We start from the raw sequence: 12,439 nt of genomic DNA on the forward strand, positions 1-12,439 counted from the left end.
CCGTTCGCGGCTCAGACGGTGAGCACGTAGCCGCGTTCGTCACCGAAGTGCTCGAACCCCGCGCGCTCGAGGATCGGCGCGGACGTCGAGATACGGCCCTTGACGAGCGCGGTCGTCGCGCCCATCTCGGCGCCGAGACGCAGCCGGCCCGCGAGCACGGCCCGATACGCGCCGCGTCCGCGTGCCTCGGGAAGGGTCGCAGCGCCCCAGAGGCGCACGAAGCCGTCGGCCACCGTGCATCCGCCCGTGCTGACGGCGGCGCCGTCGATCCGTGAGAGCACCCGGCCGCCTGTTCCGGATGCCAGTGACTCCCCGATCTCATCGAGCTCGTCGCGGAGCCCGTCGTCGGTGAGCGCGGACTGGTGGTCCCACACGGCGACGTTGATCCGGTCGAGTTCTCGGAACTGCTTCTCGGTGCGGACGACCTCATGCGTCACGTCGCCGGGGACCTCGATCGGGATGCCGTCGATCGGACGAGCCAGCACCGCGACCGTGTCGGTGTGCCGTGCTCCTCGCCGCTGCAGCGCATCTTCGAGATCGGGGCTGTCGGACGCGTTGGTCCAGAAGGTCAGCTCGTTCTCGCCCCACGCGCGGGTGCGCTCGATCGCATAGTCGAGCACCTCGTCCGCGCTCCTCGTCGAGCCGACCTGAGATGCCTTGACGCCACCGCCGAAGCGCGCCGGGTGCCGAACCAGCTGCAGCTCGGTCTTCTCCTGCTCGCTGCCGCGCGGAAACCATACCCAGGCGGCGGATGCCCGCAGGATGTCGTCGACCGTGTGCGTGCCGGGGTCAGTCACGATCGGCTCCGACGAGATGGGCGAAGGCGCTCAGGCGGGCGACACCCTCGGGCGTCCACGGCAGGTCGTCGAGCAGGGCGGGCGAATGCACGAGATACGCGACGCTCTTCGCACGCGAGATGGCGACGTTGAGGCGGTTCTGCAGCAGCAGGAACTCTGGCCCGCGGGGAGCGTCGCGGCCGCTCGACGCTGCCAGGGAGGTGATCGAGACCACCGCTTCCCTGCCTTGGAAGTTGTCGACCGTGCCGACGGCGACATCGCCGTACCCCGCTGCCGACAGCTCGTCGTGGATGAGCTGCTTCTGCGCGTTGTAGGGCGCGACGACGATGATGTCGCGCTGCTCGAGCGGACGCGGCGGATCTTCGCACATGCCGTCGACGTACGTGCGACCGATCAGGTCGCGGACGATGCGCACGACTTCTGCGGCCTCCTCCGCCGACTGGGTGGCGTTGCCCCGGTGCCGGATGGGCACGATGTGCAGCCCCGGGTCGACGCCGTCGACCAGGCGCCCCTCGGTGCCGTCGGCCGATGCGAGACGGCTCGCGTACGACAGCCGTGAGACGGGGGCGGCCACGGCAGGATGCATGCGCCACGACTCCGCGAGGAAGTATCCGTACCGCGCATCGATGACCGACGAGCCGTCCATCACCCAGCCGAGGGCCGAGGTGTTCACGGGCTCGGGGTGCGTCCCCTGGCTCACCTGCGGCAGCTGCTGCGGGTCGCCGAGCATCAGCAGCCTCTTCGCCCCCGCCGCCACCGCGATGGTGGACGCGAGCGAGAACTGACCCGCCTCGTCGATCACCAGCAGGTCGAGGCCCTTCCGGTCGACGCGGCGGGTGTTGCTGAAGTCCCACGCGGTTCCGCCGACCACGGCTCCGTGGTGCGCGTGCTCGGCGAGGAAGGCGGCCATGCCGTCTTTGCGCATCACCGTGAACGCGGGTTCGGCGGCATCCGGATCTTTGGGGGCCTTCGCGACCTGCGCCGCCGGAACGCCGTCTGCCACGACACGCTCGAGCAGATTCTCGACGATCGCGTGCGACTGCGCCACGACGCCGATGCGATAGCCGTGGTCGCGCACCAGGCGGGCGATCACCTGCGAGCCCGTGTACGTCTTGCCCGTGCCAGGAGGACCCTGCACGGCCAGATAGCTGTCGTCGAGGTCGACCACGGCACGCACGATGGCATCGATCGTGTCGGCTCGGTCGCCGGCCTCGGGAAGCGGACCTCCGGACACGGTGCGCGGCGGGATGCGACGAAGGATGTCGGTGGCCGCATCGTTCGGGAAGACGGGAGCCGCGTGGTGAAGCGACGCCGCCCACTCCTCGATCGCACCCTGCTGAGAGAGCACATTCGGCGGGGCCGCCGGGGCGAGCGCGACAGGCAGCTCATCCCACACCTGCCCTTGCACGGTGCGCTCCCGCACGACGTATCCGTCATCGAGCACCTCGACGATCTCGACCTCGTGCGGCACATGGATGACCCGGGAGGGGGCAGGGATGTCGAACGGCGTCGGTACCCCGTACAGCGCGAACGGCCGGCTGCCCGCTCCGAGCGTGCTGCCGGGCGCGACCTCGCCGCGCAGCCGCACGAGACGAGTCTGCGCACGGCGGCCCTCATCGACCGCCCAATCCGCATCGACCCGACTGGCACCGGCGTCGACACGCAGCACGTCGCGAGTCGACTCCCAGATCGAGACGGGCTCGCGCAGTCGCTGGAAGTGCCCCTGCCAGAAGCTCTTCGCCTCACGCGGGTGGTAGTCGATCGCCGCGGCGGCCACCCTGTACGAGGCAGCGCTCGACTCGTCACCGGCGCTCTGCGCCTCGGCCTGCAGGGCGAGGGAGAGCGGCGAGGGCTCGTAGGCCCGGGTCTCAGGATCGTCGGGCGGTGCCGGAACCACGCCGGCCTCTCGCGCGAGACCGATCAGCCAGTCGCGCAGCCGCCTCGTCGAGACGCAGTCGTACCGGTTGTAATCGGCGAGGTCGTCGAGGATGCTCTGCCCCTCGGCATCGTGCCCCGATGCCTGCAGCTCGCGCGCCTGCACGTACTGGACGATCGAGTCGTCGCCCTTCTGGACGTCGCTGGTGCGCACCTCGGCGCCCATGTACAGCGGCTCGAGCTTCTTGATCGAATACGAACGCGAACCGATGCGCACCGAGCGCAGCACGATCGGGTACAGGTCGACGAAGACGCCCTCGCGCAGCAGCCGGTCGACATCGGCCTCGCCCACCCCGTGGCGCGCGGCCATGGCAGACAGGTGCGAGGTCTCGTAGGGCGCGTAATGGTAGATGTGCATGTCGGGATGCGCCTGCCGGCGCAGCTTCACGAATGCGAGGAAGTCGAGCAGCGCCTGCTTCTCGTCGGCGAAGGTGTGGGCCCACAGCGCGGAGTACTGCTCGGCGTTGTCGATCCAGCCGAACAGGTAGTCGATGCCCCACCGCGGGCTCTCGCCGGGCGCGACGGCCTCGGTGTACAGCGGATCGCCCTCGAAGTCGAAGAACAGGTCGCCCCGGCTGGGCCTGGGCATGAGGCCGATCGCATTGGCCGAGACCAGTTCGAAGGGCGGAACGGCTGCAGGATCGGCCGCCAACCCGGCCTGCAGCCGCGCCTGCGCGCGCAGCGCCGTGAAGGTGTCTGCGTTCATTCCGTCTGGGGCATCGGCGGCGACGGCGAGATCGTCGATGGAGTGGATGCCGGCGGCGCGCAGTCTCTGCCGCTGCACCGGCCGCATGCGGGCGACCATCAGCAGGTCGCGATGACCGATCACCTGCTCTTCGCAGGTGGCGCAGCGGGCGCAGGCCGTCACCCGCAGATCACCGCGGTCATCGCCCCAGGCGAGAGGCTCGCCGTCGGCCCCGTCGGCGAGACGCCGGTCGGCGATCAGCGCGCGCAGGCGGGCGCGCCGCACGTGGAAGAGCGGCAGCAGGTCGTCGACGCGGTGGGTGCTCGTGGTGCCGTCGCCGAGGATCAGATCTACCTCGTCTGACCGCGGAATGCCCAGGCGATCGAGCTGGTCGACGTATGCCCCGAGCTGCATGAGCGCGGTCGCGCGGGCCGTGCGGGCGAGCTTCGAGTCCTGCACCCGCCAGCGCCCGCTGCTCTCGCCCGGCAGCGGCTCGTCGCGCGCGATGAAGTCGGCGAAGCCGACGAACTCCGGAGTCGAGAACGCCGCCTGGAACACCAGCGACGCTCCCGAGCGCAGCGCCCGCTCGGTGGCGTCGACCGTGGCGGCCAGCTCAGCGGCATCCGCCGACGACACCTTGGGCAGCACGACCACGCCTGGTCCGCCGTCGACCGACTCCCCCAGCTCGCGGACGTACCGCTCGAGCACCTTCTCTTCGTGCCGGTCGCCGAGCCGGGCGGCGCGCTCGAGAGTCGCATCCTCAGGCTCTTCGACGGCGGGGACCCGGCCGAGCTTCGCGTCGAGGGCACGAGCCCACGCGAACTCGCACTCAGCCGCCAGCTTCAGATCGCTGGCGCTCCAGACGACCCGGTTCTCCGCTGCGATGACCCGCACGATGCCCCTCTCCTCGGCCTGCTTCGACACTATCCGCAGGCTCGGACATCACCGGTCGCGCGCGGGTGTCAGCGCCACCAGTCGTCGGCGGGGGTGACCGGCAGGTGCCTCTTGTGACGGGATGCCCGGTACTTCTGCTCGATGATCGCCGCCGCCTCGGCCGCGATCTCCCTGCCCTCGAGATAATCGTCGATCTGCTCGTAGGTCAGCCCCAGCTCGTCCTCGTCGGGGCGACCGGGCACGCCGTCGAGCAGGTCTGCCGTCGGCACCTTCATGTACAGATGCTGAGGGGCCCCGAGCTGCTTGAGCATCGCGCGCCCCTGCCGCTTGTTGAGACCGGAGAGCGGCAGCAGATCGGCAGCGCCGTCGCCGAACTTCGTGTAGAAGCCGGTCACCGCCTCTGCCGCGTGATCCGTGCCGATCACGAGCAGACCGTCGTGACCGCCGAGCGCGTACTGCACGACCATCCGCAGTCGCGCCTTGATGTTGCCGCGGTTGAAGTCGCTGATGCTCTCGCCGAGGCCCTCCTCGAGATCGCGCTCGAGACCGTCGACGCCGTTCTGGATGTTGATCGTCACCGAGCGGTCGGCCGCGACGAAGTCGATCGCCGACTCCGCATCAGCGGCATCCGCCTGCACCCGGAACGGCAGCCGCACCGCCAGGAACGTCGCCTCGCCGCCCTCAGCGCGCACGCGCTCGACGGCGAGCTGCGCGAGACGGCCTGCGAGGGTGGAGTCCTGCCCGCCCGAGATGCCGAGCACGAGACCTCTCGCACCGGTCGCGCGCAGGTAGTCGACGAGAAATCCGATCCTCTTCTCGTTCTCGGCCGCGGGGTCGATCTCGGGCTTCACACCGAGGTCGTGGATGATCTGCTGCTGCATGCTCATGGCGCCTCCTTCGTCGGATACCAGTCTCCCCCACCTGAGACAATGGAGCACGTGAGACTTCTCGTCGCCGCGCTGGCATCCGAACTTCAGGCATTCCCCGCAGAGCTCCCCGGCTTCGACCGGCTGGTCACCGGCCCCGGCAAGCTGATGGCCGCGTACGGTCTGACCCGCGCGCTCGACGCGAAGCGCTATGACGAGATCGTGGTGGTGGGCACCGCCGGCGCCGTCGACGACTCGGTCGAGTCGGGCATCTACGACGTGAGCGCAGCGATCCAGCATGACGTGCAGGACCTCGACGGCGTGATCGGACAGCACGTGTCGCTGCCGTCGCGCGTCGAGACGGGTCGCGACGGCGTGACGATCGCGACCGGCGACATCTTCGTCGACGACGCCGACGCCGTGGCGCGCATCCGCGATCTCGGGGGCGTGCTGGTCGACATGGAGACCTTCTCGTTCATCTGGGTGGCGCAGAAGTTCGACGTGCCGATCCGCGTGATGCGCGTCGTCTCGGACCGTGCGCAGGACGGGGCGACCCAGGTGTGGGACGACGTCGTCGCCGCGTGCAGCGCCCAGCTGTGGGAGCACATGCAGCGCGAGTACGCGATCTGAGTCAGCTCGCGCCGCGCGGTGCGTCGATGACGCTGTGCCCGTCAGGAAGGGTGCGCACCGTCAGCTGAGCGGGGATCTGCTCCTGCATCGCCTCGACGTGGCTGATCACCCCGACGGTTCGTCCGCCCTGGCGCAGCTCGTCGAGAGTGCGCATCGCGGTCTCGAGCGTGTCGGCGTCGAGCGATCCGAATCCCTCGTCGATGAAGAGCGTGTCGAGCCGGATGCCACCGGCGCGCGCCGTGACGACCTCGGCCAGGCCGAGGGCGAGCGCGAGCGACGACAGGAAGGTCTCACCGCCCGAGAGCGACTTGGCCGGCCGGGTCTGACCGGTGAAGGCGTCGAAGACGACGATGCCGAGACCCGATGCCGCGCCTCGAGCCGCAAGCGCGTCGGAGTGCCGCAGCTGATAGCGGCCGTCTGACATGTCGTGCAGGCGCACGTTGGCCGCCGCGACGATCTCTTCGAGCTCGGCGGCGAGCACGAAGGTCTCGAGGGTCATCCGGTGCGTGTTCCCGGAGCGACCGGCGAGCGTGTCGGCGAGGGCGCGCAGCACCTCGAACTCCTGCGCCGCATCGGCGGATGCGGCGTGCTCACGAGCGGCCGAATCGACGGTCGCCGTGAGGCTCTTCTGCACGCTGCGGGCCTGACTTTCGGCATCGACGGCGGTCTGCCACGCGGCCCGCGCCTGCTGTGCCGCGTGCTCGGCCGACTCGAGGTCTATCGGCTCATCGGGCAGCATGCGCATCTCGAGGTCGAGCAGCAGCGCGCGCTCTTTCTTGATCTCGACGGCGTGGGCGGTGATGCGGTCGTCGAGTGCGGCGATCGCGGCGGCGCTGAGCAGCGCCTGCTCGACCTCGGAGACCTCGTCGAAGACCGATTCGGCGACGGCCACGGCGAGCTCGTCGTTCGCGCTGCGGTCGCGCTCGATCGCGGCCGTGTGCGCGTCTATGGCGTCGGCCGCCGCCGTCGCGAGGGCGATGTCGCGCTGCGCTTCTGCGAGGCGGTCGGCGACGCTGTCATGCTCGCCGCGGGCTGCCGCCACGGCCGCGTCTGCATCGGCGATGCGCTGCTCGATCAGCGAGAGCGCGGTGCGCGCAGCGCCGAGGGTCTCGGATGCTGTGGCGCGGCGCTGCTCGAGATCGGCCAGGCTGCGCTGCAGATCGTCGACCCGGGCGCCGAGCTGCTCGGCTCGGAGGGCCGCCTGCCGAGCGGTGTCGCGAGCGCTCACGGCCTGCGAGAGACGCTCGCCCGCCTCTTCGACGCTGAGCCCGCCGGATCGCTCGACTGCGGCAGCGTGCTCGGCGGTGAGGTCGGCGAGGGCCCGCGACGCCTTCCGCTCGGCGAGGGCCGCCGCGTCGCGAGCAGCCTCGGCCGTCTCGATGTCGTCGGCCGATACGGGGTCGGCGTGCTCGGCCGGCGCGGGATGCTCGGTCGCGCCGCACACGGCGCACGGCTGACCGTCGACGAGGGCGGTCGCGAGTTCACCGGCGTAGCCGTCGAGGCGGCGTCGGCGCAGCTGCGACAGCTCGGTCTGCGCCCGTGCGTGCGCGTCCGACGCGTCGGACTCGGCGGATGCCGCTGAGGCCACTGCCGCAGTGAGCCGCTCGACGTCTCGAGAGGCGGCGTGCTGCCGCTCGGCGAGCGTGACGGCGTCTGCGGCGATGGCGGCCCGGTCGCCCTCGCGCCGAGCGACGTCGCGCTCGGCGGTGAGCTCGGCGATGGTGGCGGGCACGGCCTCGCGCTCTTCATCGAGCGCGGTGAGGATCTCGGTCGCCTGTGCCACTGCCGCCTGCGCGGTGGCCAGCTCGGCGGCGCGCATCGCGGCGGTGGCCTCCAGCTCGGCGGCATGCTGCCATGCTCCGCTCTCGCGCGTTCGCTCGGACGCGAACTCGCGGTACGCCGCCGCACGGCCGTCGCCGGTCGCCTCCGCGATCGAGAACGCGGCGAGGGCGGATTCCTCGGCCTCGTCGGCGATGACCCGCGCCGCGGATGCACGGGAGGCGGCGACGATCAGCGTGCGCAGCGATTCGGCCGCGCGCGCCCGATCTCGACGGGCCGTGGCATCCGCGATCTCTTCGGCCTGCGCCTCCAACGCCGCCAGGGCGACGCGTGCCCGATCGCGATCGGACTGCGCCTGCCGCTGCTCTCTGAGATCGGCGAGCGCTGAATCCGCGAGCGCGAGCGCCTTCTCGGCCACATGGCGTTCGGTGCCGAAGCGCTCGACGCGGTAGTCGGCCCTGACGATGGCGCGGCGGAGCACGTCGATCCGAGCATCCGTCGTCGCGGGCGCGGAATCGGCGTCATCCCCCCACAGCTCTGCCTCGGTGACGATCCGCTCGGCCTCGTCGAGCCGGGCGGCGACGGTCGCACGGCTGCCGCCGAGCGCCTGCTCTGCGGCGCGTCGACGCTCGTCGAACCGCGCCTGGTAGTCGGAGAACCGCTCGGTGCCGAACAGACGCCGCAGCAGGGCCTGGCGCTCACGACTGTCTGCGAGCAGGAAGTCGGCGAAGCGGTTCTGCGCGAGCAGGATGACCTGCAGGAACTGCTCTTGCGTGAGCTGCAGGATGTCGTTCAGCTCGTTGGCGACATCGACGGCGCGAGCCGCCAGCCCGGTCCACTCGCCGTCGACGAGCTGCTCGAGCAGTGCGGACGCGGCCTGCGTGGTCATGCCGCCGCCGCGCTTGGCGGGGCGCTCGTACGCGGGTGCCCGCGTGACGCGGTACCGCCCGCCGGCCGTGCTGAACTCGACGACGACCTCAGTGGGCTCGTCGGGCTCGGAGTGGTCGCTGCGCAGCCGCTTGTCTCCGCTGTCGTAGCGCGGGACGCCGCCGTAGAGACCGAAGCACACGGCGTCGAGGATCGACGACTTGCCGGCGCCGGTGCGCCCCGCGATCAGGAAGATGCCGTCGTCGGCGAACGCATCGAAATCGACCGTCTGGCGGGAGCGGAAAGGGCCGAACCCCTCGATCTCGAGGCGATGCAGCTGCATCAGACGAGCGCCTCGGCCCGCACGCGATCATCGAGCACCTCGCGGATCAGCTGCGCTTCGCGTTCGGTCGCCCCCTGCCCGCCGCGCACGTGCTCGAGGAACGCCTCGATGCGGTCGACGTCGCTGACGGCGGTGCGCAGCCGCTGCGCATAGGAGCGCTCGTCGGCGGCATCCGCCTCGGCGGGCTGGTGCTGCACCAGCGCGCAGAACGGGAACCGCTCTCGCAGCCGGCGCATGGGCTCGTGCTGCGGCACGGCATCGGTGTAGATCGCGCACACCCACGCGTCGGCGTGGGCGGCCGCGTTCTCATCGGCGAGGATCTCGTCGAGCGATCCGGTGAGAGTGACCAGTCGGCGGGGCACGGGCAGCTCGAGCCACTCGACGCCTGCGAGCCCGTCGGCGTCGAGGTCGACCAGCCACGAGCCGCGCTGCTTGTGCTGCTCGCCGAAGCTGTAGTGCAGCGGAGCGCCCGAGTAGCGCACCCGCTCGCTGAGCTGCTGACGGCCGTGGATGTGCCCGAGGGCGACGTAGTCGGGCCCGTCGAACGACGCCAGCGGCACCATGTCGAGGCCGCCCTGACGCACCTCCCGCTCGAGACCCGCGGTCGCGTCGACCCCGGCCGCGAAGCAGTGCGCGACCGCGACCGAGCGGCCCCCGTGCGCCGAGACGCCCTCGCGCACGAGCCCCATTGCGTGACTCATCACCTGCGCCTGCGAGCGCAGCGCGGGCTCGGCATCTGCCCAGTGCTGGCGGACGATCGCGGGCTCGAGGTAGGGGATGCCGAAGAAGTGCACCGGACCGTGCTCGTCGTGCAGGGTGATCGGCGTGGCGATCGCGAGCGGGTCGGTCAGCACGTGGATGCCGTCGCGCAGCAGCCGGGAGTGGAAGCCCAGCCGGGCGGCGGAGTCATGGTTGCCGCTGGTCATGACGACCGTGGCGCCGGTCTCGTGCAGTGCCAGCAGCGCATCGTCGAGCAGCGTGTAGGCGGAGGCGGCAGGGGTGGCCGAGTCGAAGACGTCGCCTGCCACGATCACCACGTCGACCGCGTTGTCGCGCACCTGCGCGACCAGCGCGTCGAGCACGTCGGCCAGCGCCGCGAGCGTGGAGTGCCCGTGGAAGGTGCGGCCGATATGCCAGTCGGAGGTATGCAGGATGCGCATGCCTCAACGGTAAGGACCACCACCGACATCGTCTCCGAGGCGTGCCGCGATCGGCTGCCTCCGGCTCAGGAATCGGTGCCGCGACGCAGCAGGTGGCGCTTGTCGGGGTGCGCGTCGAACCAGTCGGCGACGTACCAGCACACCGGGACGATCCGGCGGTCGCCACGCGCTTCGACATCGGCGACGGCATGCTCGGTGATGAGCGCCGCGTACCCCCGGCCACGATGGACCGGGATCGTGTACGCCCTGGTCATCGCGACGGCGCTGCCGTCGTCGCGGTAGTCGAGAACGCTGAGCAGCTCTCCCCTGCGCATGAGGGTGTAGCGCGAGGCGTCCTTCTCATCCTGGAACACGAAATCGGATGCATCGGCGGTTGAACTCACCCCACAACGTTACGTCGTGTTTCATCCGCGGGATTGTCACGTTTTGACATGGCGGGTCATGGTGGGAAATAATCGCCCCCATGACCACCAACGCAAGCCCTCTGTCCGCCCAGGAGGCGAACGGGACTGCCGGGATGATGATGCCCGGTCGCGTTGGCACGTGTTGCCGAATGTGTTGCTAAGGCGCAACCACCCAGCCTGACTCGCTGAATTCTCCTCGATCTGAGGACGAGTCTCTGAGCGCCCACCCCTCGCGCTCATTCTCCACCGGCTCCGTCCGGTCATTCGTGCAACGCATCCAGAGCCTCGGCTCACGTATCCGTGAAGGATCCATCATCATGTCGAACACCGCCCTCCTCGAGCGTCCTGTCACCGCCCCCGTTCGCGTCATCTCCCCCGCCGACGCCGCCGCAGACCTCCCCTCGGTCCGCTCGCCGCGCGGTTTCGCCCTCTACGTCGGCATCGACGAGATCAAGGCGGCCTCCGCCGGCGTCAGCCTTCCCGTGCTCGTCGACGCCCTGCGCCGCACGCTGGCCGAACTGGCCCCCGGCGCCGAGACCCACGCCACCGTCGCCCTCGCGCCGCAGTCGGCAGGCGGCCGCGACCTCGACGTCGTGCGGCTCGCCCTGCACGAGCCCGGTGCCATCGCCCGCGCCAACGCCGCGGTCGAGGAGGAGAAGGACGAGGAGTCGGGCGTCGTCGTCGACATCTCCCGCAAGCGCGTGCTGCTCGACGGCGAGTCGGCCTCGTTCACCTACAAGGAGTTCGAGCTGCTGCAGTACCTGGTGCTGCGCGAGGGTCGCACGATCGAGCGCAGCGAGCTGGTCTCGGCACTGTGGCAGGCATCGTCCGACGAAGAGGCCCCCGGCGAGCGCACCATCGACGTGCACGTGCGTCGCCTGCGCGCCAAGCTCGGCCGCCATGAGGACATCGTGCGCACCGTGCGCGGCGTCGGCTACCGCTTCGACCGTCACGCCGACGTCTCGATCCGCTACGGACACGGCACCCCCTCGCCCGACCGCTTCTGATTCCTCTTCGCCGACACCCCGGGTTCTCGCCGAGAACCCGGGGTGTCGCCGTCTGCAGGGATGCGTAGCGTCGTCGGCACCCGGCTTCCGGGAGCCGATGTCAGAGACGACGCGTAGGGTTCTTGCATGACCCTGATGACGGATGCTGCTGCGCCTGCGCGCGAGTCCGTCTACCGCCCGCCGCACCCGCTCGACCTCGGCCGGACGGTCGGCATGCTGCGTCGCGGCGGCACCGATCCGACCATGGTCATCGACGGCCGCCGCATCTGGATGGCGTTCCGGACGGATGCCGGTGTCGCGACGCTGTGCCTTCGGCAGGGCTCCGACGGCGTGCACGCCTCGGCGTGGGGGCCCGGCGCGGCCGAGGCGCTCGACGCCGTGCCGCGCCTGTGCGGCTCGGACGACGACGACGCGGGCTTCGACGTCTCGATGCACCCTCAGCTCGAAGAGGTGGCGCGCAGGCATCCCGGCATCCGGATGGCACGCACCGATCGCGTCTTCGACGCCCTCGCCTGCGCGATCATCGAGCAGAAGGTGACCGGCATGCAGGCGTTCGGCGCCTGGCGGTATCTCGTCAGCCGGTTCGGCGAACGCGCTCCGGGCCCTGTGCCGCGCCCCATGTTCGCCTCACCCTCGCATGAGGTGTGGCGGAGCATCCCCTCGTGGCAGTGGCATCGCGCGGCGGTCGAGCCGCCGCAGTCGCGCACCATCGTCTCGGCCGCGCGTCGCGGCGCGAGCATCGAGCGCGCGGCCCTCGCCGCCGCCGACGGCCGTGATCGCGACCGCGTGCTGACCAGCCTGCACGGTGTGGGCGTGTGGACATCCGCCGAGACGCGCATCCGTTCCCTCGGCGACCCCGATGCCGTGAGCGTCGGCGACTACCATCTGGCCCACGAGGTCGGTTTCGCGCTGACGGGTCACCGCACCGATGACGACGGGATGCTCGAGCTGCTCGCACCCTGGGCAGGGCACCGTCAGCGCATCATCCGCCTGATCTGGGCGTCCGGATCCCGCGAGCCGCGACGCGGCGCGCGCCTCGCCCCCGAGGATCACCGCAACCGCTGACCCCGGT

The 12,439-nt window shown here is 70.7% G+C and carries 9 protein-coding genes; 3 read left to right on the plus strand and 6 right to left on the minus strand.

Annotated features, from left to right (window positions below; genetic code table 11):
• Positions 1 to 11: 11 nt before the first annotated feature.
• The 3 genes from AB0N59_RS01320 to nadE all read right to left on the minus strand — a co-directional run bounded on the left by AB0N59_RS01320 (position 12) and on the right by nadE (position 5,198).
• Positions 12 to 797, minus strand: a complete 786-nt coding sequence (locus AB0N59_RS01320; protein WP_363477647.1) for a hypothetical protein — start codon at positions 795 to 797, stop codon at positions 12 to 14.
• Positions 790 to 4,311, minus strand: a complete 3,522-nt coding sequence (locus AB0N59_RS01325) for a TM0106 family RecB-like putative nuclease (protein ID WP_363481153.1) — start codon at positions 4,309 to 4,311, stop codon at positions 790 to 792. Before AB0N59_RS01325 ends, AB0N59_RS01320 begins: the two co-directional genes overlap by 8 nt.
• 68 nt (positions 4,312 to 4,379) lie before the next feature.
• Entirely contained in the window at positions 4,380 to 5,198 is an 819-nt protein-coding gene (gene nadE, locus AB0N59_RS01330; protein ID WP_363477650.1) for an ammonia-dependent NAD(+) synthetase, read from the minus strand.
• 42 nt (positions 5,199 to 5,240) lie between these two features.
• On the opposite strand from nadE, the gene AB0N59_RS01335 reads away from it, so the two are divergent.
• Positions 5,241 to 5,807: a nucleoside phosphorylase gene (locus AB0N59_RS01335; RefSeq protein ID WP_363477653.1), complete on the plus strand. Its 567-nt coding sequence runs from the start codon at positions 5,241 to 5,243 to the stop codon at positions 5,805 to 5,807.
• Position 5,808: 1 nt separating this feature from the next.
• On the opposite strand, the gene AB0N59_RS01340 is transcribed toward AB0N59_RS01335, so the two are convergent.
• The 3 genes from AB0N59_RS01340 to AB0N59_RS01350 form a co-directional block, all read right to left on the minus strand.
• Positions 5,809 to 8,796 carry an SMC family ATPase gene (locus tag AB0N59_RS01340; RefSeq protein WP_363477656.1) on the minus strand — a complete coding sequence of 996 codons (2,988 nt, stop codon included), beginning with the start codon at positions 8,794 to 8,796 and terminating at the stop codon, positions 5,809 to 5,811.
• A complete protein-coding gene (locus AB0N59_RS01345; RefSeq protein ID WP_363477659.1) occupies positions 8,796 to 9,956 on the minus strand; it encodes an exonuclease SbcCD subunit D in 1,161 nt (386 codons plus the stop codon). The genes AB0N59_RS01340 and AB0N59_RS01345 overlap by 1 nt, the downstream gene beginning before the upstream one ends.
• Positions 9,957 to 10,021: 65 nt before the next feature.
• Positions 10,022 to 10,270: a GNAT family N-acetyltransferase gene (locus AB0N59_RS01350; RefSeq protein WP_363481156.1), complete on the minus strand. Its 249-nt coding sequence runs from the start codon at positions 10,268 to 10,270 to the stop codon at positions 10,022 to 10,024.
• Between the two features lie 407 nt (positions 10,271 to 10,677).
• On the opposite strand from AB0N59_RS01350, the gene AB0N59_RS01355 reads away from it, so the two are divergent.
• Positions 10,678 to 11,367, plus strand: a complete 690-nt coding sequence (locus AB0N59_RS01355; RefSeq protein WP_204975612.1) for a winged helix-turn-helix domain-containing protein — start codon at positions 10,678 to 10,680, stop codon at positions 11,365 to 11,367.
• 126 nt (positions 11,368 to 11,493) lie between these two features.
• Positions 11,494 to 12,432, plus strand: a complete 939-nt coding sequence (locus AB0N59_RS01360; RefSeq protein ID WP_363477662.1) for a DNA-3-methyladenine glycosylase 2 family protein — start codon at positions 11,494 to 11,496, stop codon at positions 12,430 to 12,432.
• Positions 12,433 to 12,439 lie beyond the last annotated feature (7 nt).

The organism is Microbacterium sp. NPDC089321 (genome assembly GCF_040684935.1).
GTDB lineage: Bacteria > Actinomycetota > Actinomycetes > Actinomycetales > Microbacteriaceae > Microbacterium.

Excerpts from the sequence above, each read along its gene's own strand:
- nadE (WP_363477650.1), bottom strand. The coding sequence starts at position 5,198 with ATGAGCATGCAGCAGCAGATCATCCACGACCTCGGTGTGAAGCCCGAG.
- AB0N59_RS01350 (WP_363481156.1), bottom strand. The coding sequence starts at position 10,270 with ATGCGCAGGGGAGAGCTGCTCAGCGTTCTCGACTACCGCGACGACGGC.
- AB0N59_RS01340 (WP_363477656.1), bottom strand. The coding sequence starts at position 8,796 with ATGCAGCTGCATCGCCTCGAGATCGAGGGGTTCGGCCCTTTCCGCTCC.
- AB0N59_RS01335 (WP_363477653.1), top strand. The coding sequence starts at position 5,241 with ATGGAGCACGTGAGACTTCTCGTCGCCGCGCTGGCATCCGAACTTCAG.
- AB0N59_RS01360 (WP_363477662.1), top strand. The coding sequence starts at position 11,494 with ATGACCCTGATGACGGATGCTGCTGCGCCTGCGCGCGAGTCCGTCTAC.
- AB0N59_RS01355 (WP_204975612.1), top strand. The coding sequence starts at position 10,678 with ATGTCGAACACCGCCCTCCTCGAGCGTCCTGTCACCGCCCCCGTTCGC.
- AB0N59_RS01345 (WP_363477659.1), bottom strand. The coding sequence starts at position 9,956 with ATGCGCATCCTGCATACCTCCGACTGGCATATCGGCCGCACCTTCCAC.